27 protein-coding genes are annotated in these 24,955 nt (G+C 69.6%); 16 read left to right on the top strand and 11 right to left on the bottom strand.

What is annotated here, in order from left to right:
* Positions 1–263 precede the first annotated feature (263 nt).
* From ACFY0U_RS30765 to ACFY0U_RS30755, 3 genes are all read left to right on the top strand, one after another.
* Positions 264–1,094, top strand: a complete 831-nt coding sequence (locus tag ACFY0U_RS30765; RefSeq protein ID WP_388641359.1) for a PP2C family protein-serine/threonine phosphatase — start codon at positions 264–266, stop codon at positions 1,092–1,094.
* A 51-nt stretch (positions 1,095–1,145) separates the two neighbouring features.
* Positions 1,146–2,171 (top strand): MASE1 domain-containing protein, encoded by a 1,026-nt coding sequence (locus tag ACFY0U_RS30760; protein ID WP_388641357.1) that lies wholly within the window; start codon positions 1,146–1,148, stop codon positions 2,169–2,171.
* Between the two features lie 209 nt (positions 2,172–2,380).
* Positions 2,381–3,253: an alpha/beta fold hydrolase gene (locus ACFY0U_RS30755; RefSeq protein ID WP_388641468.1), complete on the top strand. Its 873-nt coding sequence runs from the start codon at positions 2,381–2,383 to the stop codon at positions 3,251–3,253.
* Positions 3,254–3,287: 34 nt separating this feature from the next.
* On the opposite strand, the gene ACFY0U_RS30750 is transcribed toward ACFY0U_RS30755, so the two are convergent.
* The 5 genes from ACFY0U_RS30750 to ACFY0U_RS30730 form a co-directional block, all read right to left on the bottom strand.
* On the bottom strand, positions 3,288–4,334 hold the full coding sequence (locus ACFY0U_RS30750) for a hypothetical protein (RefSeq protein WP_388641355.1): 1,047 nt from the start codon (positions 4,332–4,334) through the stop codon (positions 3,288–3,290).
* Positions 4,335–4,623: 289 nt separating this feature from the next.
* Positions 4,624–4,782, bottom strand: a complete 159-nt coding sequence (locus ACFY0U_RS30745) for a hypothetical protein (RefSeq protein WP_388641354.1) — start codon at positions 4,780–4,782, stop codon at positions 4,624–4,626.
* Complete coding sequence (locus ACFY0U_RS30740) at positions 4,779–5,462, bottom strand: DsbA family protein (protein WP_388641352.1); 684 nt, start codon at positions 5,460–5,462, stop codon at positions 4,779–4,781. Before ACFY0U_RS30740 ends, ACFY0U_RS30745 begins: the two co-directional genes overlap by 4 nt.
* A gap of 243 nt (positions 5,463–5,705) precedes the next feature.
* Positions 5,706–5,855, bottom strand: coding sequence for a hypothetical protein (locus ACFY0U_RS30735; protein WP_388641351.1), 150 nt, complete (start codon positions 5,853–5,855; stop codon positions 5,706–5,708).
* Between the two features lie 120 nt (positions 5,856–5,975).
* Positions 5,976–6,452 carry a hypothetical protein gene (locus ACFY0U_RS30730; protein WP_388641350.1) on the bottom strand — a complete coding sequence of 159 codons (477 nt, stop codon included), beginning with the start codon at positions 6,450–6,452 and terminating at the stop codon, positions 5,976–5,978.
* A 473-nt stretch (positions 6,453–6,925) separates the two neighbouring features.
* Between ACFY0U_RS30730 and ACFY0U_RS30725 the strand changes: the two genes are divergently transcribed.
* Entirely contained in the window at positions 6,926–8,089 is a 1,164-nt protein-coding gene (locus tag ACFY0U_RS30725) for a N(5)-(carboxyethyl)ornithine synthase (RefSeq protein WP_388641349.1), read from the top strand.
* Between the two features lie 68 nt (positions 8,090–8,157).
* Here the strand turns inward: ACFY0U_RS30725 and ACFY0U_RS30720 are convergent, their stop codons facing one another.
* The gene (locus ACFY0U_RS30720) at positions 8,158–9,297 is read right to left on the bottom strand and encodes a helix-turn-helix domain-containing protein (protein WP_388641347.1); all 1,140 of its coding nucleotides are present in this window, start codon (positions 9,295–9,297) and stop codon (positions 8,158–8,160) included.
* A gap of 87 nt (positions 9,298–9,384) precedes the next feature.
* Here ACFY0U_RS30720 and ACFY0U_RS30715 point away from each other — a divergent pair, with 87 nt between their 5' ends.
* Positions 9,385–10,440, top strand: a complete 1,056-nt coding sequence (locus ACFY0U_RS30715; RefSeq protein ID WP_388641345.1) for a ferredoxin reductase — start codon at positions 9,385–9,387, stop codon at positions 10,438–10,440.
* Positions 10,441–10,447: 7 nt separating this feature from the next.
* The gene (locus tag ACFY0U_RS30710) at positions 10,448–11,566 is read left to right on the top strand and encodes a fatty acid desaturase family protein (protein ID WP_388641343.1); all 1,119 of its coding nucleotides are present in this window, start codon (positions 10,448–10,450) and stop codon (positions 11,564–11,566) included.
* Between the two features lie 139 nt (positions 11,567–11,705).
* Here ACFY0U_RS30710 and ACFY0U_RS30705 read toward each other — a convergent pair whose 3' ends face one another.
* Entirely contained in the window at positions 11,706–12,182 is a 477-nt protein-coding gene (locus ACFY0U_RS30705) for a 4-oxalocrotonate tautomerase family protein (RefSeq protein ID WP_388641341.1), read from the bottom strand.
* Positions 12,183–12,385: 203 nt separating this feature from the next.
* The gene (locus tag ACFY0U_RS30700; RefSeq protein WP_388641339.1) at positions 12,386–12,874 is read right to left on the bottom strand and encodes an Lrp/AsnC family transcriptional regulator; all 489 of its coding nucleotides are present in this window, start codon (positions 12,872–12,874) and stop codon (positions 12,386–12,388) included.
* Positions 12,875–13,040: 166 nt separating this feature from the next.
* On the opposite strand from ACFY0U_RS30700, the gene ACFY0U_RS30695 reads away from it, so the two are divergent.
* On the top strand, positions 13,041–14,480 hold the full coding sequence (locus ACFY0U_RS30695) for a pyridoxal phosphate-dependent decarboxylase family protein (protein WP_388641338.1): 1,440 nt from the start codon (positions 13,041–13,043) through the stop codon (positions 14,478–14,480).
* 125 nt (positions 14,481–14,605) lie between these two features.
* Here ACFY0U_RS30695 and ACFY0U_RS30690 read toward each other — a convergent pair whose 3' ends face one another.
* Positions 14,606–14,857 carry a hypothetical protein gene (locus ACFY0U_RS30690; RefSeq protein WP_388641336.1) on the bottom strand — a complete coding sequence of 84 codons (252 nt, stop codon included), beginning with the start codon at positions 14,855–14,857 and terminating at the stop codon, positions 14,606–14,608.
* 246 nt (positions 14,858–15,103) lie between these two features.
* Positions 15,104–16,060 (bottom strand): SDR family NAD(P)-dependent oxidoreductase, encoded by a 957-nt coding sequence (locus tag ACFY0U_RS30685; protein WP_388641335.1) that lies wholly within the window; start codon positions 16,058–16,060, stop codon positions 15,104–15,106.
* A gap of 132 nt (positions 16,061–16,192) precedes the next feature.
* On the opposite strand from ACFY0U_RS30685, the gene ACFY0U_RS30680 reads away from it, so the two are divergent.
* The 7 genes from ACFY0U_RS30680 (at position 16,193) to ACFY0U_RS30650 (ending at position 22,426) form a co-directional block, all read left to right on the top strand.
* Positions 16,193–17,386: a sensor histidine kinase gene (locus tag ACFY0U_RS30680; protein WP_388641334.1), complete on the top strand. Its 1,194-nt coding sequence runs from the start codon at positions 16,193–16,195 to the stop codon at positions 17,384–17,386.
* Positions 17,383–18,036 (top strand): response regulator, encoded by a 654-nt coding sequence (locus ACFY0U_RS30675; RefSeq protein WP_388641332.1) that lies wholly within the window; start codon positions 17,383–17,385, stop codon positions 18,034–18,036. The genes ACFY0U_RS30680 and ACFY0U_RS30675 overlap by 4 nt, the downstream gene beginning before the upstream one ends.
* A gap of 143 nt (positions 18,037–18,179) precedes the next feature.
* The gene (locus ACFY0U_RS30670) at positions 18,180–18,941 is read left to right on the top strand and encodes a ZIP family metal transporter (RefSeq protein ID WP_388641331.1); all 762 of its coding nucleotides are present in this window, start codon (positions 18,180–18,182) and stop codon (positions 18,939–18,941) included.
* A gap of 164 nt (positions 18,942–19,105) precedes the next feature.
* Entirely contained in the window at positions 19,106–20,263 is a 1,158-nt protein-coding gene (locus ACFY0U_RS30665) for an aromatic acid exporter family protein (protein WP_388641329.1), read from the top strand.
* A 284-nt stretch (positions 20,264–20,547) separates the two neighbouring features.
* On the top strand, positions 20,548–21,036 hold the full coding sequence (locus ACFY0U_RS30660; RefSeq protein ID WP_388641327.1) for a flavin reductase family protein: 489 nt from the start codon (positions 20,548–20,550) through the stop codon (positions 21,034–21,036).
* Between the two features lie 268 nt (positions 21,037–21,304).
* On the top strand, positions 21,305–21,784 hold the full coding sequence (locus ACFY0U_RS30655; RefSeq protein ID WP_388641325.1) for an SRPBCC family protein: 480 nt from the start codon (positions 21,305–21,307) through the stop codon (positions 21,782–21,784).
* Positions 21,785–22,147: 363 nt separating this feature from the next.
* Complete coding sequence (locus ACFY0U_RS30650) at positions 22,148–22,426, top strand: GlsB/YeaQ/YmgE family stress response membrane protein (protein ID WP_388641323.1); 279 nt, start codon at positions 22,148–22,150, stop codon at positions 22,424–22,426.
* Between the two features lie 229 nt (positions 22,427–22,655).
* Here the strand turns inward: ACFY0U_RS30650 and ACFY0U_RS30645 are convergent, their stop codons facing one another.
* On the bottom strand, positions 22,656–23,648 hold the full coding sequence (locus ACFY0U_RS30645) for an alpha/beta fold hydrolase (RefSeq protein ID WP_388641322.1): 993 nt from the start codon (positions 23,646–23,648) through the stop codon (positions 22,656–22,658).
* 141 nt (positions 23,649–23,789) lie between these two features.
* Between ACFY0U_RS30645 and ACFY0U_RS30640 the strand changes: the two genes are divergently transcribed.
* Entirely contained in the window at positions 23,790–24,434 is a 645-nt protein-coding gene (locus tag ACFY0U_RS30640; RefSeq protein WP_388641321.1) for a helix-turn-helix domain-containing protein, read from the top strand.
* 98 nt (positions 24,435–24,532) lie between these two features.
* Entirely contained in the window at positions 24,533–24,853 is a 321-nt protein-coding gene (locus ACFY0U_RS30635; protein WP_388641319.1) for a hypothetical protein, read from the top strand.
* The last annotated feature ends 102 nt before the right edge of the window (positions 24,854–24,955 follow it).

Raw genomic sequence — 24,955 nt, 5'->3', positions numbered from 1 at the left:
GCAGGTTCCTCGGCGGGTGCGATCGGTTGGCGTCACGCTCTCCGAGGACGGCGGGGTCCTGGCCGGTCATGCCAGGATCCCGGCGCCGATCCTGTACGTCATCCCGTTGACGACCTGCCGGTCCTCCACGCGAGGCCGGCGACCTGCGTGGCGGGCACACCACGGCTGGTGTTCCGAGCAGCGCCACAGCGCCGCTATCATCCGATATGAATCATTTCGGGCTAAACCCCTTAAAAGGGGATGGCGATCCTTCGGAGCGACCCATGTCCCGCAAGGGCCCCGAGCACGACGGCGACGAGCTGCTGGCCAGACTCGGCTCGCTGACGTCCCGGGCGCGTGAGCACGCGGAGCTGCAGCGTTCCCAGGTCGAGCTGGCCATTGCCCTGCAGCGCGGCATGCTGCCCGCCCAGATGCCCACAGCGCCCCGCTACCACCTGGCGGTGCGCTACGTACCGGCCCATCACGGCCTCAACGTGGGCGGAGACTGGTACGACGCGTTTCACCTGCCGGACGGCCGGATAGGGCTGTCCATCGGTGACGTCCAGGGCCACAACATCGAGGCCGCCGCCTTCATGGGGCAGGTACGCGTCGGCTTGCGCGCACTCGCCTCCGTGACGAGTGAGCCCGGTGAACTCCTCGCACAGACGAACGACCTCCTGCTGTCGCTCGGCTCCGAACTGTTCGCCACCTGCACCTTTCTGCGCCTCGACCCCGCCACGAGCGTCCTGGAGAGCGCGCGGGCCGGGCATATCCCCTGCGTCTGGGCAACGGCGGACGGAAAGTCCGGCATCGGCAGCGACGAGGGCGGTCCGCCGCTGGGTGTCCAGGCCGGCACGACCTACCCCGTGACCCGTTTCCGGCTCACCACGGGCGGCGTGTTCGTTCTGCTCACGGACGGCGTGGTGGAGGGGCCGTCCATGGAGCTCGACCAAGGCCTGGACCAGGTCGTACGACTCGCCGGGATCGCCGCCGTAGCGGGCATGGACGCCAGCGCGCTGGCCGCCGCCGTGATCCGGGGCGCGGACCAGGTGGGACACGAGGACGACGCCGCCGTACTGGTCCTCGGCTACGAAGGAGCCGAACCTCAGCCGTAGGGCGGCCCGCCGCCGCTCCCCGCCTCGCCGGAACGGCTGTCTCGGTGTCTGATGGCTTGTGTGGCGGGTACCGAGAATCTGCGCCGGACCGGCGTCTACGCCCTCCAGGCACTGGCCGTCGCCGGCTGCTACTACGCCGCGGGACGCCTCGGACTCCTGCGAAATCTGGCCGTCGAGGGGGCGGTGTTCACCCCCATCTGGCCGCCGACCGGTATCGCGGTGGCCGCTCTGCTCATCCTCGGGCTGCGTGTCTGGCCCGGCATCGCACTCGGTTCCCTGCTCGTCATCATGCACCTCACCTCCCTGCGCCCCGAGGTGCTCGGCAACATGCTGGGCAACACGGCCGCGCCCGTCTGTGCGTACCTCATGCTGCGTGCGGTGGGTTTCCGTACCGCCCTGAGCCGGCTGCGAGACGGCCTGGCCCTGGTGTTCCTCGGAGCACTGACCGGCATGATGATCAGCGCCACGGTGGGCGTCGGCATGCTCGTGATCACGGAGCGGCTCCACGGCACCGACTTCTGGGCCGTGTGGCTGGCGTGGTGGGTGGGCGACGCGATGGGGGTCCTGATCGTCACGCCGCTCCTGCTGGTGCTCCATGCGGCGCGTTGGCCGCCACCCCTGTCCCGTTGGCAGGAGGCCACAGGACTCACCCTCATCACCTGCGGCACCGTAGTGCTGGTCACCCACAGCAGCCTCAGTGTGCTGTTCCTCGTCTACCCTCTGCTGATCTGGACGGCCCTGCGCTTCCAGCTGGCCGGCAGCATGCTCTGCGCGCTCTTCACGTCCATCGTGGCCACCGTCGCCGCCACGGAGCGGGTCGGCCCTTTCGACGGCCTGAACCACACCGAAGTGATGATCAAACTGCAAGCGTTCAACGGCACCATGGCCCTGACCGCGTTGCTGCTCTCCGCCGTGATCACCGAGCAGCGCAACACGCGACGCTCGGTGGAACGGGCCTGCCAGGAACTGGTCGAGGTACTCGAACATCTCACCGCCGGAAATGCGCCACGAGGCGGGCCGATCCGACCGAACGGGGAAGCGGAGGACGGGCCGCGGCAGGAGAAGACGGGTCGTTGAGCGTCACCTCAATAGGACGTCACGTGCCGACAGTGCCCCGCGCACGCTGGAACGGGCGGCGCCGAGCGCATCGGCCTGCCGGCGTCCGGCCGGCGGCCGGGTGCCCCGCCGCGCGCATGCCAGTTGCTGTCCGGGGCACCGGGAAGGCCGATGCCGTGCCGCCCGGCAGGAGGGCCGCGCGTGTGCCGGGGTCGCAGGAGGAGGCTGAGGTGTTCGAGGGGTTCGAGGAGACGCAGGTCGACGTCGGGGAGGCGTCCATCTTCGTTCGTTTCGGCGGCGAGGGTCCTCCGGTGGTACTCCTGCACGGTCACCCGCGCACGTCGGCCACATGGCATCGGGTCGCTCCCGCGCTGGTGGCAGCAGGACACACGGTGGTCTGCCCGGACCTGCGCGGGTATGGACGTTCCCGCGGTCCCCGGTTCACCGCGGATCACGAGGGCTACTCCAAGCGCGCGGTCGCCGGTGACGTGGTGGCCGTCATGCGTCACCTCGGCCACCGTCGGTTCGCGCTCGCCGGGCACGACCGTGGGGGCAGCGTGGCTCTGCGCCTGGTGCTCGACCACCCCGACGCCGTGTCCCGCGTGGCCTTTCTGGACTGCCTGCCACTGACGGAGCATCTGTCCCGGATCACGGTCGAGTTCGCCACGCAGTGGTGGCACTGGTTCTTCTTCGCGCAGCCCGGCATTCCCGAGCGGGTCATCACCGCCGATCCCGACAGCTGGTACCACGGCGAACCCGAGGTCATGGGACAGGAGAACTACGACGAGTGGCGGCACGCCACCCGCGATCCCGACGTCGTGCGGGCCATGCTCGAGGACTACCGGGCCGGCCTCACCGTCGACCGCGGGCATGAGGACGCCGACCGGGCAGCCGGCACGCGTGTCACCTGCCCGGCGCTGATCCTCTGGTCACTCAAGGACGACCTGGAAGACCTCTACGGCGATCCCCTCGCGATCTGGCAGCGGTGGGCCACCGACGTGCGTGGGTACGGCATCGACTCCGGACACCATGTCGCGGAACAGGCACCCGATGCCCTGGCCCACGCACTCACCGACTTCCTGCGCCCGGCGCCGGCCGGTTGAGCCTCGAGGCCGGCGTCAGGTGGGACAGAACGGGTTACGCGGGGATCACGTGCAGAGTCAGGTTCGCGCCGTACTCGCCGGTCAGGGCGAACAGCCGGGTGCCGTCCGGGGACCAGATCAGGCCGTGCGTCCGGAGGGCCCGGCCGGTGCCCGGTTCCAGGTCGATGACCCGGGACGGTGCGTCGGCGCCGGTCCGGAAGAGATAGACGTCCTGGCCGTACGAGTTGTCGATGCCCGCCGCGACCTCACCGGTGACGGACACCGCGGCCGCGTTCGGATAGTTGGTCGTGGGATACGTGTGCACCACGGAGAGGTCGTTCAGCCGGAACGCCAGGTGGTGGTACGGGTAGCCTCCGACGATGAAGAGGGTGGCGGCATCGGGCGACAGGGCGAGATCGACCACGCTGCCGACACCACCGGGATTGTCCTGGCTCGTGCGCACGACCGGATCGCCCGTGCTGACGTCGTAGACCGTCACGTTCGCCGACGACAGGTACTGCTCGCCGGCGATGACCACGCCGGGCGCGGACGGGGAGGACAGCAGCATCGGCGGGCCGGCCCAGGTGCCCCAGGGCACCAGACCGAGCCGGACGGCAGGGCGGGCACCGCTCAGGTCGAGGGAGCCGATGTTGCTGTCCCAGTCGGACCCGTAGCTGAACCACAGGGTGTCGCCCGCGAGAGCCAGTCGCAGCGGCGCGGTTCCGTCGCCGGTGGCGTAGCGGGCCTTCTCCCGATACGTGCTGGTGTCGACGGCGGCGATCGCGTCGCCGCCGCTGAGCGCCACGTACAGCGTGCGTGAGTCGGGGGACAGCACGAGGTCCGCCGCGCCCGGTTTGTTCTGCAGCGTCCTGAGGAGCCTGCCGTCGAAGTCCGTCACCAGTACGGAACTTGTGACGATGTCGGCGATGTAGAGCCTGCGGTGCACGGCGTCCACGGCCATGTCCGCGTGGTAGGAGATCGGAAGGGCGGTGGAGCCCGGATCGGTCACAGGCTTGGCCGCGGCGGGGGTGCTCGTGCCGAACAACGGCAGCAACAGCAGGACCAGTACACCGACTACGGCTCGTAAGCCGGGTCTTCTCATCAGATCGTCGTCCTCGTCGATCGGGTGCCTGGAGAGGCATGCGAACAGGAGTGGGGCACGTGCGACGGATGCCCCTCCGTGGTGTGTCCATGCGGCCGCATCGAACAAATCTGCAACGAGGTGCGGCGCTTCTGCAGTGATCTGTGACGCTGCGGGTGATCACGCGGGAGACGACGACCGAGATGCTGGGTACGTCAAGGTGGAAGGCTTCCGTCTGCCCGAGATCGGTGGCCCGGTCGGGTACTCGGGGTACTTCGGCGACCTGGACACCTACCGTCCCGTTCCTCCTTCACTCGGTGGAGTGGCCTTGGCTGTCGCAGAACGCGCCTTCCGGGGCGCTGATGAACGTAAGGGTGCGGGGAGGCGTGTCGTGGGAGTCGCTGTCGCCGGACGTGCCGAAGGTGTCGTCGTCAGCGGGCTCGGTGGGCTGTGTAGTGGGAGCAGTCATGCGGGTACTCCGAGGGCCTGCGCGATGGCGTTTGTGTATCCCTCGACACTCGTGGCGCCGGCGACGGCGTGCGTGCCGTTGAAGACCGCGAACGGCACGCCCTGGATGCCGAGTGCCAGGCCGGCGGCCCGTTCGTCGCGGACGGCCTGGGTGTAGGTGTCCCCGGACAGCGTCGCGCGGGTCTCCTCGACCGGAACTCCGGCCTCGGCGGCGACCTGGACCAGTTCGTCCTTGTCGAACGGGTTGAGCTCACCGGCGAAGTAGCCGCGCTGAAGCGTCGAGAACAGCGGTGTGGCCACGCCATGAGCGCGGGCGAGATGCAGTACCCGGTGGACGTCGAAGGTGTTCGCGGCAGGACGGTCCACGCTGTACGGCAGGCCCTCGGCCTGGGCCAGTTCGGCCATCCGCATTTCCATCCGGCGGGCTTGCTCGGTCGTACCTCCGTGCTTGGCGACGAACACTTCCGGGACCGACACCGCTGTTGCGGACATGTCCGGGTCCAGCTCGAAGGACCGCAGGGTGAGCTGTACTTGGCCGACCGGAGTCGCGGCGGCGATTGCTTGTTCGAGCCGGTGCTTGCCGATATAGCACCAGGGGCAGCCCAGATCGGTCCACAGCTCGATGATCAGAGGATGGTCGGTGTCCGGCGTCGATGGCTCGGACGACGTGGAAGTGGACATGGAAGCCTCATTCCTGTGCGGGGATCTTTCCCGAAAGGTGTGGGCACGGAGACGGCCGCGGCGGGGTGGCTGAGCGATTGACGTACTGTCACCCGGCGGATCGGCGAGCCGGCGGCGCCGTGGTTCCGTAGCCGTGCATCGCAAGAGGGGCCAGGACGTTGGGCCGGGGGAACTCGGCACTGGGGATGGTGACGATTACGGCACCGCCGGGCCGAGTGCGGCGAAGAGCGTCTGTTCCGGACTCTACGACGCGGTCTGGAACGCCTCGGCCAGCTTGCGGGCCTGCTCATGGGAGTCCGCGAGGGACGCCTCGTGCAGCGGTATGAGTTCGGACGCGGTCGAGGACGCACTGCTGGGGGTGGCGTCCAGCAGGCTAGTCCGTACGGCCCACAAGAGACAGCCACTTGGGCAGCGGCGCCCTGCTGGAGAAGCGCCTGGCTGACGGCGGGCCCTCGACCGGGCGGCAACCTGGACGAGGGCCTGCGCCTCGGTGGCGAAGCCGTCAGGTGCGGGTCAGGTCTGCCGGGTCACCCAGGCGGAACACGTACCTGCCGTGATCAGCTTGGTGGACCAGTGACCGAGGCAGGCACGGAAGCGGATCGTGTCGTTCGAGCCGTCAGGGAAGTCCTTGTTCTTGTAGCGGACGGCACCGGCACCGTCCGCGTTGAAGACGGCGCCATAGCGGACAGTGCGGCCCTGGGCGTCGCGGATCGCCCAGTCGACGACGGCGGAGGAGCCGTCCGCCTCCCCGTCGTAGAGATAGAACCAGTCGCCCAGTTGCGAGTAACAGACGGTGGCGTCCCAGCCGACGCTGGCGGACTCTCCGCTGCTGGCACATTCCCAACTGTCGACGCTGGCCGGGCCGTCGACGGCCGTGGCGCGCTCGGTTTCAGCGGTGACGGCGGATGCCTGGGTGACGGTGAGGAGGATGGCGGCGGAGAGGGTGCCCGCGAGGGTGCCTATCCGCTTGATGGAGCGACTCTTGATCACAAAGTTCCTTCTGTGAGCTGTATCTGACGGACCTTTGGCATGATCATGAGGCTATCAAGAACGCTCCGCTGTCTTGGAAGTCGGTGATCTGCCTGGCTGGTCGTCCGACGTAGTGGCGGGCGGCCATCCAGATGGTGAGGTCGCGGGCGAAGTCGTTGATGCTGACCGAGGCAGTGACCTCGTGCTCGCCTCGTTTCCCCTCACCGCGCTCGCTCTGGTCGCCGGTTGATCGGCACTCACCCGCGTACCGCGCTTTCGCAGTAGGCCCCGTTGACGCGAGAGGGCTACTTCAGGCTTTCAGGATCTGGATCTGTGGATCGGAGCTCAAACGAGCGGTCGCCGCTGAGCGGCCGATTGCGGAGTACGGTGGCGTTACCGAGCGCACCTCGCACGCCGTCATCCATTTCGGCGTCGCCCTCGGGGAACGGCAAGGCCGGAGCGCATCGCGTCCGGACGGAAATGAGCCGCCCCACATGAGTCTGATGAGCCTCGGAGTACTCGCCTCCTCTCGCAAGGAGAATGAGTTCCGGCTGCCGCTGCACCCGCATCATCTCCACCGGATCGCCCCGGGCATACGCGAGAGGATCTTTCTCGAACAGGGCTACGGCGAACGGTTCGGTGTCGCCGACGACGCCCTGCGACCGCTCGTGGCCGGCCTGCGCTCCCGCGAGCAACTCCTCGCCGAGAGCGACATCGTCCTGCTGCCCAAACCGACGCACGACGACATCGCCGAGCTGCGCGAGGGCCAGGTGCTGTGGGGATGGCCGCACTGCGTGCAGGACGAGAAGATGACCCAGATCGGCATCGACGAACGGCTGACCCTGATCGCCTGGGAAGCCATGAACCACTGGACCTCCACAGGCGCCTTCAGCGTCCATGTGTTCCACAAGAACAACGAGCTCGCCGGCTACTGCTCGGTGCTGCACGCCCTGCAACTCGGCGGGCTGACCGGTAGTTACGGGCGCCGGCTGCGGGCGGTGGTCATCAGCTTCGGTGCCACGGCGCGCGGAGCGGTCACGGGCCTGGGCGCCATGGGAGTCTCCGACGTCACCGTGCTGACCCAGCGCGCCGCGGCAGCGGTGGCGTCGCCGATGCCCTCGGTCGTGATGGGCCACTTCGAGGAGGAAGAGAGCGATCCGTCGCGCCTGCGTGCCGTCACCGCGGCCGGTTCCCAGCCGCTCGCGGAGTATCTGGCCGGGTTCGACATCGTCGTCAACTGCGTCCTGCAGGACACCGACGCCCCGCTCATGTTCGTCAACGACGAGGAACTCGCCCTCTTCCGGCCGGGAACCTTCTTCATCGACGTCGCCTGCGATCAGGGCATGGGCTTCGCATGGGCCCACCCGACCACTTTCGGAGAGCCCATGTTCTCGGTGGGATCCGGCTGCCACTACTACGCGGTGGATCACAGCCCGTCCCACCTGTGGAACTCCGCCACCTGGGAAATTAGCGAAGCGCTCCTCCCGTACCTGCACACGGTCATGAGTGGCCCCACGGCATGGGACACCGACGCCACCATCAAGAAGGCCGTCGAGATCCGCGACGGCGTCGTCCAGAACCCGAAGATCCTCTCCTTCCAGCACCGCTCTGCCACCTACCCCCACTCCCTCAAGGCCCCGACGCCCCCGCCGAGGTGACAGGTTGGTTCACTTCTCCACCTGGTGTTCAGTGACTGGACGCGGTCCTGGACCGGTCGACGTGCCCGTCAGCTGTTCCGAAGACCGACCGCCAGCGTCAGTTCCAGGACCCGCTGGGGCGACGCGAGATCCGGAAACAGCTCCCGCAGCTGCGACATCCGGTACCGGACGGTCTGGGGATGAACGAACAACGCCGCCGCCACCTCCTCCCGTCTGCCCTGGTGCAGCAGCCACGCCCGCAACGTCTCCTCCAGCCGCCGTGCGGTCGCGTCCGGCAAGGTCCGCAACGGTGCGAGGGCTCGGGCACGCAGGTCTGCGAATGCGTCCGCGTCGGCGCTCAGCACCAGCTCGGGCAGGTGGTCCTCGGTGTCGCGGATATCGGAGGAGAGGGAGCGCGCGCGTGCGGCGCGTGCGTACGAGGCGGACGCACGCGTCCATGGGCGGGCCGGGCCGACCACGGCGGTGCGGTCGGTCAGCTGCCGCAGGAGATGTGATCGGTCGGCGTCGGGGACGAGCAGGACGCCGGTGGCGTCCGGCAGATCGTCGAGGACGAGGGTGCTCGGGTCGAGCGCGCGGTAGGCAGGCCTAGCCTGCGCGGCGGGCAGCAGGACCGCGGTGAGCGAAACCGGAGGCTGCCACCCGGCCCGTTGAGCAGAAGCCAGCAGTACGTCCGGGCTCGCGCCGGCGAGGAGGTCGCGGGCCAGGTGTTCCAGGTGGCGCTCCTGGTCCCTGCCCCGGGCGGCCAGTTCGTCGGCGTGGCCCGCGGCGCTCGCGGCGGAGAGCTCGTCGATGTAGGCGAAGGTCAGCTCGGCGAACTTGGCGACCTCGGCGGCGGGCAGACCCGCGGGTACGGCACCCGCTGCCAGGCATCGCCAGGCCACGCGGGCACCGACGCGGTAGGCGCTGAGCAGGGCGTCCATCGAACGGCCGTCACGTACCTCGCCGCGGCCCAGCTCGTAGGCCGCGTCACCGGCGTCGCCGCCTGTGGCGTTCCCGCTCGCGAGGTCCAGGTAGTGCCCCAGGGCGGTGCGGACGGCGCGGCGGATGGTGGCGCCCATGTGACCCGCAAGGGCGTTGGCGTAGGGCGGGACCTCGTCGATGATCGCCTGGACGACCTCGTCTGCGGTGGTCCTCAGCTCGGCCCGCAGTGCGGTGACCGTCGTCTCATCCAGGGCCAGTTCGCTGGCCCTCCGGATTGCATGACTCACGTTTCTATTCCCTGCGAACAATTCAGCCAGCCAGATTTACGTCCTGTGGTCAGGACTTTACGCCCTGAGGCACAGCAAGCTGGAGTCATGACGAGTACAGCCCTGCGCAGCAGGGCGTGGAAACTGCTGGAGATGGTCACGACGCCGCTGCTGCCGTCGGACTACCTCGACCTGGTCAGCCCGCTGCGTGCGGGCGCCGACCTGCGGGGGCGTATCGAGGCCGTGCACCCCGAGACGGGGGACGCCGCGACCATCGTGATCAGGCCGGGACGGAGCTGGCGCGGCCACAGGGCCGGTCAGTACGTGCGGATCGGGGTCGACGTCGACGGGGTGCGCCTGTGGCGTGCCTACTCCCTCACCTCGCCGACAGACCGCCAGGACGGCCGCGTCACGATCACCGTGAAGGCGATCCCGGACGGCAAGGTCAGCAACCACCTGGTCCGCAGGGCCAAACCCGGCACGCTGATCCAGCTCGACCAGGCGACCGGTGACTTCGTGCTGCCGCAGGCCAAGCCCGCCAAGGTGCTCTACCTGACGGCCGGCAGCGGCATCACGCCCGTGATGGGCATGCTGCGCGACACCGAGTTCGACGACGTCGTCATGGTCCACTGCGCGCCGCAGCCGCACGACGTGATCTTCCGCAACGAACTGCACGACCTGGTCGCGGACAAGAAGCTGCGGCTCACCGAGGTGCACACCGACACGGACGGCATGCTCGACATCGCCCGTCTCGACGAACTCGTACCCGACTGGGCCGAGCGCGAGACCTGGGCCTGCGGGCCCGCGGGCCTGCTCGACGCCGCCGAAGAACACTGGAGCGAGCACGGCGTCCCAGAGCGCCTGCACACCGAACGCTTCCGGCCCAGCATCGTCGTCGCCGGAGACGGCGGCGAGGTCACGTTCAGCGCCACCGGCAAGACCGTCGACGCGGACGGCGCCACGCCGTTGCTGGACGTCGGCGAGGAGGCCGGCGTGCTCATGCCCTCCGGGTGCCGCATGGGCATCTGCTTCGGCTGCGTCACGCCGCTCAAGGCGGGCGCCGTCCGCGATCTGCGCACCGGCGAGATCACCGAGGCCGAGTCGGGCGTCCTCATCCAGACCTGCGTGTCCGCCGCGGCGGGCCCCTGTGACATCGAACGGTAGGAGCACCTTGACCGCCATCGACCCCACCGCCCACCTGACCGCGGAGCAGATCGAGGAGCTCGGCCGCGAGCTGGACGCGATCCGCGACGAGGTGATCGCCGGCCGCGGCGAGAAGGACGCCGCGTACATCCGCAAGGTCATCTCGGCGCAGCGCAAGCTCGAACTGGTCAGCAGGGGCGTACTGCTGTTCTCGATCTTCCCGCCCGCGTGGCTGCTCGGCACCGCCGGTCTGTCCGTGGCGAAGATCATGGACAACATGGAGATCGGCCACAACATCCTGCACGGCCAGTGGGACTGGATGCGGGACCCGAAGATCCACTCCACCACCTGGGAATGGGACCACGTCTCGCCGGCCGACCAGTGGAAGCACTCGCACAACGAGCTGCACCACACGTACACCAACGTGATCGGCAAGGACAACGACCTCGGCTACGGCATCATGCGCGTCGACGAGGACCAGAAGTGGCACCCCTTCCACCTCGGCCAGCCGCTGTGGAACTTCATCAACGCCTGCTTCTTCGAGTACGGCATCGCCGCGTACGACCTGGAACTCGGCAAGAACCTGCACAAGCGCCGCCGCAAGAACCCGGAGTTCCGCGCGCGAGCCAAGGCCGTGGGCCGCAAGATCCGCAAGCAGGTGCTCAAGGACTACGTGATCCACCCGCTGCTGTCGGGCCCGTCGTTCCTCCCCACGCTCGCCGCCACGTTCACCGCGAACCTGGTCCGCAACATCTGGTCCCACTCGGTGATCATGTGCGGGCACTTCCCCGAGGGCGTGCAGGTCTTCGAGCGCCGCTCCATCAAGGGCGAGACGCGCGGCCAGTGGTACCTGCGCCAGATGATGGGCTCGGCGAACATCAGCGGCAGCAAGGCCATGCACTTCATGACCGGCAACCTCTCGCACCAGATCGAGCACCACCTCTTCCCCGACCTGCCGAGCAACCGGTACGCCGAGGTCGCGGTGAAAGTGCGCGCGCTGTTCGAGAAGTACGAGCTGGAGTACGTCACCGGACCGCTGCCCAAGCAGGTGTTCTCCGCGTGGCGCAAGGTCGTCCGGCTCTCACTGCCGAACAAGAAGCCCACGGTCAAGACGCCGGACCGCGAGCGGGAGCTCGTCGCCGCCTGATTGGCGGTATCGGTCCAGATCCTTCGGCCGTACTGGCGGCACGGCCGGGTTCGAGGTTCAGGCCTCGGGTCGTCCGGTCGCGGGGGCGGACGCGCACTCGGTCTGGCGTCGGGTGCGCGCTTCGGCCCACGGAGACCGCTCAGACGTCGAGGGCGGCGTGGACCGCCTTGGCCTTCTCCTCGGTGAACACTCCGCTGTCCAGGAGCGAGAGTACGGACAGCACGCCGCCGCTCGAGCCCCAACTGCCCTCGTCGATCACCCGGAAGTTGACCCACCATGCCGGAGCCGGCTCCGGCAGGCCGCACGCCTCGGCCATCGCGGACAGGACGCGCTCGATGACTTCCGTCCGCACTTCTTGACGCCAGTCGCCGTCCATGACGGCCACGTCGATGACCATGACATCGAGACTCGGGCCGGCGTCGGCCAGCAGGCGACCGCCGATGGCCATCATGTCGCTCTCGCGCTCGACGAAATGGACCTGGAAACCGGCCCTCGCGGCCGACGCGAACTGCCCGACCTCCGGCACCAGGACGGCATCCGTCAGCGACTCGGCCAGCCTGCGGCGCTGTTCCTGAGTCAAGCGGCCCTTCGACGTGTTCACGGTGATGACGGTCACGACTATCTCCTATGACGATCGTTATAGAGGAAAACTACACGGAATCTATAACGAGTGTCATATCTAGATGCGGTCCTAGCACCACACCCCCACGGGTGCGCCCAGCGGCGTGCCGTGCGCGCTACACCGTCATCGCTGCCGCCAGATGACCCGCGGACCTCCGTTTCCGCGCGCCACGGTTCAGGTGGAGCCGGACTGTCCGGTCATGCGCGCGGGGCCGGCCAGGAGGCGAGCGGTAGCGGGCCGCGGTCAATGACGGTGCGGATGCAGAAGGTGCTGCGCGCGTCGCGAACGGGTCCGATGGCGAGGATCTGGTCGGTGAGGACCTTTTCGAAGGTGCGCAGGTCCGGTACGGCGAGTTCGACGAGGAAGTCGGCGTCGCCGGAGACCACGTGGCAGGCGACCACGTGCTCGATCGCCTTGAGTGCCTCTTCGACCACCTGGGAGGTGGTGCGGGAGTGCTCGACCTTCAGGGAGAGGAACACCGTCAGTCCGAGGCCGAGGCGCTCGCGGTCCAGGTCGGCCCGGTAGCCGGCCAGGACCCCGTCCTCCTCCAGCGCCTTGGTGCGGCGCAGGCAGGACGAGGGGGACAGGCGTACGGCCTCGGCGAGGTCGACGTTGGGGGTGCGTCCGTGGCGCTGGAGGTGGTCCAGGATCGCCCGGTCGATGCGGTCGCACAGGGGGCGTGGCATGAAATGCAGCGTACTGGCCAGATTGACGAACAATCCCCCGCGACAGGGCCGTCCGGGCACTGATTTCGCCATCGCATGCCGCACTCTGCGGCGCATTCTGGTCACGCGCTCCGGCCAGTACGCCGGACCGCCGCCTTCGCACCTCTCTCACACATCGGACTGCCTCATGCACCCCTTCCCCCTGGAACCCGACCGCGCCGCGATGACCGAAATGGGCCGTCTCGTCCTGGACCGTGTCGTCGACCGCACCGACAACCTCCCGGCACGCCCCGCGAGCAGCCCCCTGCCCCCGCGGGCCGAGGCCGAGCTCGTGGAGTCCTTCCTCGCGCCGCCGCCCGATCAGGGCGGTGACCTGAAGGCTCTGCTCGCGCGCCTGGACGAGGCCGCCGACTGCGCACTGGAGACGGCCGGGCCCGGACACCTGGCCTACATCCCGGGCAGCGGTCTGTACTCCGCCGCGCTCGCCGAGTTCTACAACCGTGCCGTCAACCGCTACGGCGGCCTGGCCTCGGTCGCCCCGGCCCTCGCCGCGCTCGAGGAGAGCGTGATCCGCTGGATGGCCCGCGAGGTGTGTGGCCTGCCGCAGGGCAGTGGCGGCCTGCTGACCAGCGGCGGCTCGATGGCCACCTTCTCCGCGACGGTCGCCGCCCGGCATGACCGGCTCGGCGAGGATCTCGCCGGCGGCACCGTCTACACCACCGCCTTCGCCCACCACTCCGTCGCCAAGGCCGCCCGGCTCGCCGGCATCCGCGCCGCCCACATACGGACCGTGCCGCACACCCCGGACCTGCGGATGGACCCGGAGGCCGCCGCCGCGATGATCCGCGCCGATCGGGAGGCGGGACTGCGGCCGTTCCTGCTGGTGGCCACCGCCGGCACCACCGACACCGGCACCGTCGACCCGCTGCCCCAACTGGCCGACCTGGCCCGCCGCGAGGACGTGTGGTTCCACATCGACGCGGCCTACGGAGGCTTCTTCCGGCTCACCGCACGCGGCGCCCAGCGCCTCGCCGGTTTCGAGGAGGCCGACTCGATCACCCTGGACCCGCACAAGACGCTGTTCATGCCGTTCGGCACCGGCGCCCTGGTGGTCCGCGACCTCGCCGCTCTGCACGCCGCGCACGAGGGCACCGGCAGCTACCTCCAGGACATGGGGGCGGCGGGAAGCGTGCCGGACTCCGGCCACCTCGGGCCCGAGCTGACCCACGAGATCCGCGGCATACGGACCTGGCTCCCCCTGCATCTCCACGGAGTGGACGCCTTCCGCGAGGCCCTGGACGAGAAGCTCGACCTGGCCGAACACGTCCACGACACCCTGTCCGGCATCCCCGAGTTGGAAGTCCCGCAACTCCCGGACCTGTCCACCGTCATCTTTCGCATCCGCCCCGCCGACACCAGCCAGGCCGCCGCCGAGCAGGCCGACGAGGCAAGCCGCCGCCTGCTGGAACGGATCAACAGCCACCAGCGCATCGCGCTCTCCAGCACGGTCGTCGACGGCCGCTACACCCTGCGCGTCTGCGTGGTCTCCCACCGCACTCACCATGACCGCATCACCGAGGCGCTGAAGATCATCACTGCCGAGGTCGAACGCCACACCGCCGCGTAGTGGAACGTTCGCGGGGCTGCGCGCGTTCGGGCGTCCCAGTCATTCGGTGAGCCCAGGCCTTCGAGTCCGAAGTTCCTGGAGAATCCCGGCGTGACGGCGGACCCAGGCCCGCCGTCACGTCATGCTCACGGCTTGGATTTGTTCACAGGGCTGCTGCAGTCGTAGAGATACGTCCCGAGCACGTGGCAGACAGTGATCTTGATGCGATCGATACCACCCGGCAACTCGGTGTCTCCGATGGTGAAGTTGTAGTCCCGCACGATGCCGAGGTCGGTGTAGTCGTCCGCGGTCCGGGTCCCGGAATCGATCTTCGTCGATCCCGCGAAGGCCTCGAAGATCACCTGGGTGGCCCCGGCGTCGTCGTTGAGATCCACCACCGTGCCCTGGATGTTGGCGGTGCGGTTGTACCAGGTGATGGAGCCTCTGGCGTAGCTGTTGTGCTGCGCGGAATCGACGGTGACGTCGCAGTCCGGCGACGCCGCCGACGCCGGTGCGGTGCGAGGAGATCCTCGTCAGCAACCGCTCACGGGGGAACCTGAAAACTTCCAGGGACAGGTGGTCAGGGCGAGACCTCGCGAACACAGTGGTCTCGGCGCATCACCGCAAAGGCCAAGGGCCCAACCTCAGATATTGCTGGGCTGGATCATTTTCCGGCCCGTCGTGCTTCCGCCGTCCACCGTGACCGACGCCCCCGTCATGTAGGGGAAGTCGTCGGACGCGAGCCCGAGCACTGCGCGCGCGATCTCCTCGGCGTCGGCCATTCGTTCAAGGCCGTCGACGTTGAGCGGCCCCCATGCCTGCTTGTACTTGGCCCATTGGGCGTCCGGGATTCCCGGCGGGCGGACGAAGGGGGTGTCGGTGGTGCCGGGCAGCAGGGCGTTGATCCTGATTCCCTTGGGCCCGTACGCGAGCGCCGCGGACTTCACAATGCCCTGCACCGCCCGCTTGCTCGCGGTATAGGCGGCGCCGTTCGGCCGGGCCTGGTCCGCCGCGGATGATGAGGTGCAGATGATGACGCCGTGCTGCGCCCTGAGCATGTGCGGGATCTCGTACTTGATCGCGAGGAACACGCCCCGGGCGTTGGTGGCCTGGATGTCATCCCACTCCTCGACGCTCATCTCATGGGGCAGTTTTCCGCCGCCGATGCCGGCGTTGTTGAAGGCCACGTCGATGCCGCCGTAACGGCTCGCGACCCGGTCCACGAAGCGCTGCACCTGGGCGGCCGTCCGGACATCGGCCTGGATGTACGTCGCTTCGCCGCCCGCGTCCCGTATCTCCCGTTCCACCTGGCGCCCCAAATCGTCTCGCCTGCCACAGAATCCGACATGTGCGCCCTCCCCGGCGAACGCCTTCGCGGCCGCCCTGCCGATACCTGATGTAGCACCCGTGATGAGCACCGACTTTCCCTGGAAGCGCCCGGACTTGGCGCGGGAACTGGACTGGGTGTCGGCCGCATGGGCGGTGGTGGTGCCGAAGGCCGCGCTCGCCAGGCCCAGGGCGGCGGCACCGCCGAGAAGGGACCGCCGCCCCGTGGCGGAGTCCGCACTCCTGCTGCTGCTCGTGTTCGCGTTCGTCTCCATGACGAGGACACTCCCAGCCCGTCCCGGGCCCACGCCTCCGTCCTCTGGCCCAACATCGCGGCCGGTAGGAGGAGTTGCTCTCCTCCCGTGGCAGGACCCCAGGCGCGCGGGCGTCCGCCTATCGTGGGCCGCGTGAACCGATCTTGGATCGAGCTTGCGTTCGACAGGAGATTCGCCGTCCTGCGGGTCATGGCGCTCGCCAGCGTCCTGATCGGCGACTTCCTGCTGCTGCAGCGGCCGTCCGGAGCGCAGGGCTGGGGATCTGCCGCAGCCGGCCTCGTACTGTGCCTGGCCGCGGGCAGGTGGGCGTTCGGCGCGCTCGTTGCGCAGTCGGTCCTGCTTGTCGTCGCGCACACGCTGGGCGCGAACACCGTTTCCTCGTTGAAGGTGCTGGCCGCCGTGACTCTCTTCGAGCTGGCGATCCGGCAGTCCGGGCGCCGGCTCGCCGTCGGGACGACGGCACTGGCACTCGCCGTCGCGGTGAACCGACTTGAGGACCTGCCCGGCGAACTTCTGCCGGTGCTCTACAAGATGGGCATCGTCGCAGGCCTGCCCCTGCTCCTGGGCGCGTACGTACGCGCGACCCGCGACGCCGCGGTGCACGCCCGTCAGCGCGCAGAACAGCAGGAACTCCGCGCCGAACAACAGATGCTGGCCGCCCGGGCGGCGGAGCGCACCACCATCGCGCGCGAACTGCACGACCTCGTGGCCCACCACGTCTCCTCCATGGTGCTGCGCGTCGGTGTCGCCCGCCATGTCGTCGCCGCCACCGGCACCACCGACCCGCGGGTCACCGACGTCCTCGACGACCTGCACTCCAGCGCCGGCGCGGCACTGACCGACCTGCGGCGCCTGGTCGCTCTGCTGCGCGCCCCCGACCGTGCCGGTCCCGACACCAATTCCCTGGTCTCGCCCGGGGCGCTGCCGACGGCATTGGAGTCGGTGGTGGAACACAGCCGCCAGACCGGCCTGGCCGTAACCGCCTGCGTGGATCCCCGCGTCGCACGGCTCGACGCGGTACGTGGCCTCGCGGTCCTCCGCCTGGCCCAGGAGGGCCTGGCCAACGCGGCCAAGCACGGCGGATCCGGCGCACACGCCGAGCTGGCCGTGCGGCTGGACGATGACGCCGTACACGTGACGATCCACGACGACGGCGCCGGACGAACTCGGCCACCAGCCCCGGGCCCCTCCGGACACGGCTTGATCGGCATGCGCGAACGCGTGGACCTGCTCGGCGGCCGGCTGGACGCGGGCCCCGCGGCCCGGGGCTGGCGACTCACGGCCCAACTGCCCGCCCCCGCACCTGACATGGAGCCCCAGCTGTGATCCGCGTCCTCGTCGTCGACGATCAGCAACTCGTCCGCATGGGACTGCGCATGCTCTTCGAGGAGGCCCAGGACATCGAGATCCAGGGCGAGGCGGACAACGGGGCGGAGGCGGTACGACTGGCTGAACACCTCACCCCCGACGTCGTCCTCATGGACCTGAGAATGCCCGGCATGGACGGCATCACGGCCACCCGCCGCATCCTGGCGGCGCGCCCTGCCACCCGGATCGTCGCCCTCACCACATTCGACGACGACGATCACCTGTATGCGGCGCTCGCGGCCGGAGCCTGCGGTTTCCTCGTCAAGGACACCCCACCGACCGAACTCCTGGCCGCCGTACGCCGGGCCGCGGACGGAGAGGCCCCCTTCAGCCGGGGCATCCTCGACCGCCTCGTCGCCCAGGCTCTCCACGCCCGCTCCTCCTCCGACACGCCCACGGACCTTCCGGTACCGGACATCACCCCTCGGGAGCGGGAGGTGCTCGGCCTGCTCGGCGTGGGCCTGTCCAACAAGGAGATCGCCGACCGGCTGCATCTCGGGGTCACCACGGTGAAGACGCACGTGGCGAGCCTGATGACGAAGACGGGCCGGGACAACCGCATCCGTCTCGCCGTCCTCGCCGTCCTCACCGGCATCACTCCGGACTGACCCTCCCCTGCTCGAGAGAGCCGCGCGCAGAGACGGCGCGGTCACCGGGCGCGGCGCAGCAGTGAGCGAGGGGACGGAGCGAGGTGGTCACGGACGCGCTGGTCGCTCGTTGATCCACATCCATAACGGGTAGACGGCGCGGCATGGCTGAAGTGGTAGAGGCTGGACTGTGGGGGTTGGTGGCGGGGTCGGCGCTGCTGCTCGGTGCCGCGCTGGGGTACGGGCTGCGGGTGCCGCAGAAGGTGATCGCGAGCGTGATGGCCTTCGGTGCCGGGGTGCTGATCTCAGCGGTGTCCTTCGAGCTGGTCGGGGAGGCGTACGAGCTGGCGGGGCTTGCTCCAGCGGTCGTCGGCACCCTCATCGGCGCGCTGGCCTACACCGGAGGCAATGTGTGGCTGGCCCGCCGGGGCGCGCGGCACCGCAAGCGTTCGGGTCACGCGCGGACGAAGGCGCAGCCCTCGGAGGCCGAGCAGGGCGGGTCCGGGATGGCGCTTGCGCTCGGCGCCCTGCTTGACGGGGTGCCGGAGTCCGCGGTCATCGGCGTCAGTTTGCTGGATGGCGGGGCGGTCAGTCTGGTGACGGTGGCGGCGGTGTTCATCAGCAACGTCCCTGAGGGGCTGTCCAGTTCGGCGGGGATGAAGAAGGCCGGCCGCGGCCGGCGGTACGTCTTCGGTGTCTGGGCGGCGATCGCCGCGGCCGGCACGGTGTCGGCCGTCCTCGGTTACACGGTGGTCGGTTCCTTCTCCCCGGCCGTGATCGCCGCGGTGACCGCGGTGGCGGCCGGGGCGATCCTCGCCATGATCGCCGACACGATGATCCCCGAAGCGTTCGAGGACGCGCACCTGGCCATCGGGCTGATCACCGTGAGCGGCTTCCTCGTCTCTTTCGCTCTCTCCCACGTCTGACGGTTCGGGGTGGGAAGCGTGGACTGTGTCGGGCGCGAGTCGTGCACAAGTGACGGCGCCTGAGGCGGAGTGTCTTGTGGTCCGGTGCCGTTTGCCCACGTCGGTTGGCGTGAGGGTGCCCACAAGGGCGCATCTGTCATCGCCGGGGTGGCACTTGCTGTGCCATGGAGTGGACGGGCTGGGCAACAGGGGCGGTGCGGCGTCATGGCGGGGCTGCTGGGCGGGCGGTGCGGCGGGCGTGGACGGAACCGGGCCGTGAACGCGATCTGACGGTACAGGCCTGCAAGGCGGCGCTGGCCGCCTGTGTGGCGTGGGCGGTGGCGGGGTGGTGGCTGCAGGCGCCGATGGCATTCGTCGCTCCGTGGGTGGCGGTGGTACTGGTGGAGTCCACGGTGTACCGGTCGCTCGCGCACGGACTGCAGCAGGTGGCGGCGATCGCGGTGGGAACGGTGGTGGCGACGGTCGTCGCGTTGGTACTGGACAGCACGATGATCACGATGGCCCTGGTGCTTCCGGCGGTACTGCTGCTGGCGCAGTGGCAGCGCCTGGGCAGCCAGGGCATCTACGCCGCCACCGGCGCCCTGTTCGTCCTCACCGACGTACAGGTCACCCTCGCCACCTCGGGCGCGCGCATCGCGGAGGCGGTCTTCGGAGCGGTGGTCGGCATCACCGTCAACGCACTGATCCGCCCCCCGGTATACCTGCGTGACACCCGCGCCGCTCTGGCGGACGCCGCCCGTGAGGCGCGGGAGATCCTGGAAGCGGTGGCCGAAGGGCTGGACGACGGAGACTGGGGCAGTCACACGGCCGGGGACTGGCATGAGCGCGCGCTGCGGCTGGGACGCCTGGTCGATCAGGCCCGCTCCGCGATCGGCTGGAGCCGCGAAAGCATGCGGGGCAATCACCGCGGGCGGGGCACGACCGCCGTCTGCCCGCCCGGCAAGGCCTACGACGATGCGCTGGCCGTGCTGGACCATGTCGCCGTGCACACCGCGGGCGTGACCCGCACCGTGCTGGAGACCACGAGCCACAGCGGAGACGTAGCCCGCCCCGGCCCGCGGATCACCGGCCCCTACGCCGACTTCCTGCGTCACACCGCCCGCGCGATCGGTCTCTACGGCCAGACCCGCTTCGCGGGAACCGGCACTGAGCGGTCCGCCGACGGGTCCCTGCGCGAGGCGGTCGGGGAACTGCGCCGCAGCCTCGACACACTCCGCCAGAGGCTGCCCTCCACCGTGCGGGACGATCCCGACGCACTGGCGACGCACGGCGCGCTGCTGGCCCAGGCCCGCCGTCTGGCCGATCAACTCGTCCCCGACTGACACCATCGCGGGCGGCACCGGCACCGGCATCGGTGTCGCCTCGCCTTCGTCGGGCGCAGCGGTGCCCGGCGTGGCGAGCGGGTACCCGTAGGTCCCGACATGGCCGCCCGAGTCACCACGGCGTAGGGGGTCGACTTCGCTCGCGCATGACGCTTGGCGGCGAAGACACAGGCGTTACGGCGGCCGAGGAGAGCGCCGGGACCCCGGCACACCGAGGAGCGCGGGGCACGGAGCTGGTGAACGCTTGACCTATATCCGATCCCTTGAGGCGGGAGCCGAATACCGTGACCGATCTCGATCCCTTCACCGACCTGCTCGACTACCCGATGTACGTCGTGACCGCCGAGGCCGACGGGGAAAAGGCCGGATGCCTGGTCGGATTCGCCTCGCAATGCTCGATTCGGCCCGCCCGGTTCATGGTCTGGCTGTCCAGAGCCAACCGGACCTACCGGGTGGCCGAGCGTGCCGACCGACTCACCGTCCATCTGCTGCGCCGCGACCAGGACCGGCTGGCTCGGCTCTTCGGCGGTGAGACCGGCGACCACACCGACAAGTTCACCGAGGTCTCGTGGCACGCGGGACCGGGTGGATCGCCGGTCCTGGACGAGGCTCCCGCCTGGTTCGTCGGTCGCGTGGAGAACCGGATCGACGGCGGCGACCACGTCGGCTTTCTGCTCGCCCCGGAGGCGGCGGACAGCAGCACGGGCGGCCGCACCCCTGTGTTCACGTTGAACGACACGCATGACATCACTCCGGGCCACCCGGTGGACTGAGCGGGCCCCCGGTAGCGGTACGGGCCGGGGGGCCTTCGGCAACCAGGACAACTACGGGGGGGTGCTCACCCGCCGCCATCTGCACCACAGCTCACTCACGGTCCCTGCTGGGCGCGGCGGCACAGCCCTCTGCCGCGTCCTCCCTGGGCGCAGACCGCCATGGCGAGCGGCGCCGTGATCACTGCCGCCCCATTCGGGTGGTGCGTAGCCGGGCCCAGGGCGGGAACGCGCAACAAGGGACAAAACACTTCGAACGGCGGAGGACCCCATGGCCGTACGACACCGTTTGATCAAGAAGTCTCCCGACGAAGTCTGGAAGATCCTTTCCGACGTCGAACAGTACGGAGACTGGGTCGTCGGTACCTCACGGGCCGAGCTGGACGAGGGGCTGTGGCCCGAGCTGGGGGCGGTCCTCCGCTACGAGCTCAAGATCGGCCCGCTCACACTGCACAACCAGACCGTCGTACGCCGCAGCGAACCACCCACCGTCCTTGAGCTGGAGGCGAACAGCGGACCGCTGGGGACCGCGAGGATCGCGATGGAGCTGCGGCCCTGGGGTGAGCAGACGCTGATCATCCTCGACGAGCATCCGCTGCGCGGCGCGGGCGGCGCCCTGCACAACAGCCTTCTGGACGCGGCGCAGCATGTGCGCAGCCGCGCGATGCTGGCCCGTCTCGCCCGGCTGTGCGAGGAAGACGAAGGCCTGTCCCGTACCACTACCGGGCAACCGCGACCGCGCACGGCCTGAACCAGCGCGGAGACCTGGAGAAGGCCGCGGACTGGTCGACGCGGGTTGGAACGTGGAGGTCCTGGAAGCCCAGGACGAGCGGGAGGAGCGGTCCAGCACTACCGCGAGGTCGATCCGGCCCTCGCCAGCGATCCCTTCAGCGCCTTCCATCCTCTCGCCCCCGGAGACGGGGCCTCGTCGAAGGAACTGCGGGAGGTCTGGTCCGGCATTCTCGCTGCCCTAACACCTCCCGGGGAAGCTGCTCACCGACCTGAAGCGCTTCCCGTGGGACTTGCCGCGATCCTGGCACGGAGACGTTTGTTCGGGCCCGATCGGTGCACACGATGCTCACACAACTCTTGTCCGAGGAAGGGGAGACGCACCATGGGCATCATCGCGTGGATCATCATCGGCTTGCTCGCCGGCGCCATCGCCAAGATCCTGATGCCGGGCAAGGACCCTGGCGGCATCGTGATCACCATGCTCATCGGCATCGTCGGCGGTCTGCTCGGCGGCTGGCTCGGCAAGGTGATCTTCGGTGTCGACTCCATCGACGGCTTCTTCGACCTCTCCACCTGGATCGCAGCGATCGCCGGCTCCCTCATCCTGCTCCTCCTCTACCGCCTCATCACCGGCAACCGCCGCTCCCACCGCCACGCCTGACCAACCGGCGGCACACAACTGCACCACCTGAACGGCTCCCCTCTGACTCACAGGAGGGGAGCCGTCGGCGTGCCCAGGACGAGCGCAGGCGCCGCCGTGGCCGCCGGGTGGGCTGCCGCACGCTGGTTCCCGGCTTCCCCGCACCCGCCGTTGCTGATGCCGGCCACGCTCGCACCCAACCCCGTCCGCCCCGGCCGAACCGCCAAACTGCCCGGGTAGCCCGCCTGGTTCAGCCCTGGAGAGTGGCGAGCCAGTCGGTCAGCAGACGGTTGACCTCGTCGGGCCGTTCCTGCTGGATCCAGTGGCCGCAGCCGTCCAAGAGGTGGGAGGCCGACAGGCCGGGGAGGGTGGTGGGGTAGGCGTCGATGGCGTCGGACATCCAGGTGGTGGAGGCGTCCAGGGCGCCACCGATGAACAGGGACGGCTGCTTGATCGGGGCTCCGCGGTACGGGGCGAGGTCTGCCCAGTCCCGGACCATGTTGCGGTAGCGGTTGAGTGCGCCGGTGAGCCCTGTGCGCTCGAACTCCCCGGCGTAGACGTCGAGGTCGTCCTCGCTCAGCCAGGCCGGCAAGCCCCCCGTGGGGAAGCGGTCGCGCAGCCGCCCGCCGCCGCGGGCCACGAAGTGCGGGTCAAGCTCGCCCTGGCCGGGCATGGTGTCGGCGGACAGGGCCGCGTAGAAGCCCGCGAGCCAGCCCCGCACATCGGGCTCGATCTCCGCCTCGGCGCGGCCGGGTTCCTGGAAGTAGGAGACGTAGAACTCCTGCTCGGGGCCGCCGATCCGGCCGAAGACGTCGGTGGGGCGGGGGCCGCCGGGCGGCGCGTAGGGGACGCTCAGCAGGCCGACGGCGCTGAAGACCTCGGGGTGCAGCAGGGCGCAGGCGGCGGCGATGTTGGCGCCCCAGTCGTGGCCGACGATCACCGCGTTCTCCTCGCCGAGGGCGCGCACGACGGCGACGTTGTCCTCCACGAGATCGAGCATCCGGTAGGCGTCGGTCGGCTGCGGCTTGGAGGAGCGGCCATAGCCCCGCACGTCGATCGCCACCGCCCGGTAGCCGGCCGCGGCAAGGGCCGGGAGCTGGTGGCGCCAGGAGTACCAGGACTCGGGGAAGCCGTGCACGAGCAGGACCAGCGGGCCGGTGCCCTGCTCGACCAGGTGCAGGCGCCCGGCGGGGGCGGCGACGGTGCGGTGGTGGCAGACATCGGCGCTCGGCTCGGGCTGCATGGGCTACTCCTCGGATCGCGGGCGGTCGCGGCTACCCATCGATCATGCGGCGCGGCACCCGCCCGATGCGATCAGCCTTGCCACTCTGGCAAACTCGCAGGACAGGGCGGTGGAGCGGCGCGGCACGAGGGAGCGGGCAAGGTGGCAGTCGACGACGTGGGCGGCACGCTGGCCGCTATGGGGCCCCGGCTGCGGGCCGCGCGCGAGCACCACGGCGCGACGCTCGTCGGCGTCAGCTGCGCGACCGGCATCTCGACCAGCACGCTGTCCCGGATCGAGACCGGCCGACGCAAGCCCACCCTGGAGGTGCTGCTGCAGCTGTCGAAGGAGTACGGCGTGTCCCTGGATGAGCTGGCCGGCACCGCACCCGCGGCCGAGCCGCGCACCAGCGCGCCTCTGAGCTTCGGCGACGACAAAGCGGTACTGCCGCTGACGCGGTACGTCGGCGGCCTGCACGCTCACAAACACGTCCTGCCCGCCCTCGAGAGCCCGCCCACACGGCCCCGCCAGGTCTCCCATGACGGCCACGAGTGGCTGTGCGTCCTGTACGGGCGGTTGTGGCTCGCCCTCGGTGACCACGACCTCATCCTCACCCCCGCAGACGTCGCCGAGTTCGACACCCGCACCCCGCACGGGGTGGCGAACGCGAACCCCGGCCAACCAGTCGAGTACCTGATCATGTTCGGACCTCAGGGCGAACGCCTACGGCCACGCACTCCGCCAGCCGCCGGCCATGGCGACCGCCGGCCCCATCGCGCCCGGTCCGGAGGCGAAGCACAGCCGTAGGATCCGCAACCCGTCCCACCAAGACACCGACATCACGAACTGCGCGCAGGTTCACGGCCAACGGCCGCCCGAATTTGCGCCTCACCGCACAGGCCGTCATGGTGGAGCCGGCGGACGGACTGCACGGCGACAGCTGCGTCCTGGAACTCCTCGACGAGGAACCGCAGTTCCTCGGCCGCCTGGTCCTGCACCCCTTGGACGACCTCCAGGGGCGGGGGTTCCGCACGTTCGGGCTACTCGGCCGACTTCGAGGACGGTGCCTCGGCCAAGTGGGCCGACTGCGCGAAGTGGTGGGCGGCAGCTGTCTGGAGGCCGCCATCGATGAGATCGAGCCGGGGGTCAGCGGAGCCCCGGTGTGGGCGTCGTCGGGATGGTGGTGGCCCGGCACGGCTCCGGGCGGGCCTACTCCGTGCCCGTGAGCCGTCTCTTCGCCGCGCACCCGCAGCTGCACGACCGGAGCCTCGACCGCTGCCGTAGGTCTGCACCCGCAGATCGCGCTCGCCGCCAAACTTGCCGCGGCC

The organism is Streptomyces sp. NPDC001536, assembly GCF_042894505.1.
In the GTDB taxonomy this organism is placed as follows: domain Bacteria; phylum Actinomycetota; class Actinomycetes; order Streptomycetales; family Streptomycetaceae; genus Streptomyces.
Note: the sequence above shows the minus strand (reverse complement) of the source record. Positions and strands in the feature narration are given on the sequence as shown.

Bases quoted from the DNA above. Each gene is read 5' to 3' on its own strand.
- ACFY0U_RS30765 (WP_388641359.1), top strand. From the start codon at position 264: ATGTCCCGCAAGGGCCCCGAGCACGACGGCGACGAGCTGCTGGCCAGA.
- ACFY0U_RS30760 (WP_388641357.1), top strand. From the start codon at position 1,146: ATGGCTTGTGTGGCGGGTACCGAGAATCTGCGCCGGACCGGCGTCTAC.
- ACFY0U_RS30750 (WP_388641355.1), bottom strand. From the start codon at position 4,334: ATGAGAAGACCCGGCTTACGAGCCGTAGTCGGTGTACTGGTCCTGCTG.
- ACFY0U_RS30745 (WP_388641354.1), bottom strand. From the start codon at position 4,782: ATGACTGCTCCCACTACACAGCCCACCGAGCCCGCTGACGACGACACC.
- ACFY0U_RS30740 (WP_388641352.1), bottom strand. From the start codon at position 5,462: ATGTCCACTTCCACGTCGTCCGAGCCATCGACGCCGGACACCGACCAT.
- ACFY0U_RS30725 (WP_388641349.1), top strand. From the start codon at position 6,926: ATGAGTCTGATGAGCCTCGGAGTACTCGCCTCCTCTCGCAAGGAGAAT.
- ACFY0U_RS30715 (WP_388641345.1), top strand. From the start codon at position 9,385: ATGACGAGTACAGCCCTGCGCAGCAGGGCGTGGAAACTGCTGGAGATG.
- ACFY0U_RS30700 (WP_388641339.1), bottom strand. From the start codon at position 12,874: ATGCCACGCCCCCTGTGCGACCGCATCGACCGGGCGATCCTGGACCAC.
- ACFY0U_RS30695 (WP_388641338.1), top strand. From the start codon at position 13,041: ATGCACCCCTTCCCCCTGGAACCCGACCGCGCCGCGATGACCGAAATG.
- ACFY0U_RS30685 (WP_388641335.1), bottom strand. From the start codon at position 16,060: ATGGAGACGAACGCGAACACGAGCAGCAGCAGGAGTGCGGACTCCGCC.
- ACFY0U_RS30670 (WP_388641331.1), top strand. From the start codon at position 18,180: ATGGCTGAAGTGGTAGAGGCTGGACTGTGGGGGTTGGTGGCGGGGTCG.
- ACFY0U_RS30665 (WP_388641329.1), top strand. From the start codon at position 19,106: ATGGAGTGGACGGGCTGGGCAACAGGGGCGGTGCGGCGTCATGGCGGG.
- ACFY0U_RS30655 (WP_388641325.1), top strand. From the start codon at position 21,305: ATGGCCGTACGACACCGTTTGATCAAGAAGTCTCCCGACGAAGTCTGG.
- ACFY0U_RS30650 (WP_388641323.1), top strand. From the start codon at position 22,148: ATGGGCATCATCGCGTGGATCATCATCGGCTTGCTCGCCGGCGCCATC.
- ACFY0U_RS30645 (WP_388641322.1), bottom strand. From the start codon at position 23,648: ATGCAGCCCGAGCCGAGCGCCGATGTCTGCCACCACCGCACCGTCGCC.
- ACFY0U_RS30635 (WP_388641319.1), top strand. From the start codon at position 24,533: ATGGTGGAGCCGGCGGACGGACTGCACGGCGACAGCTGCGTCCTGGAA.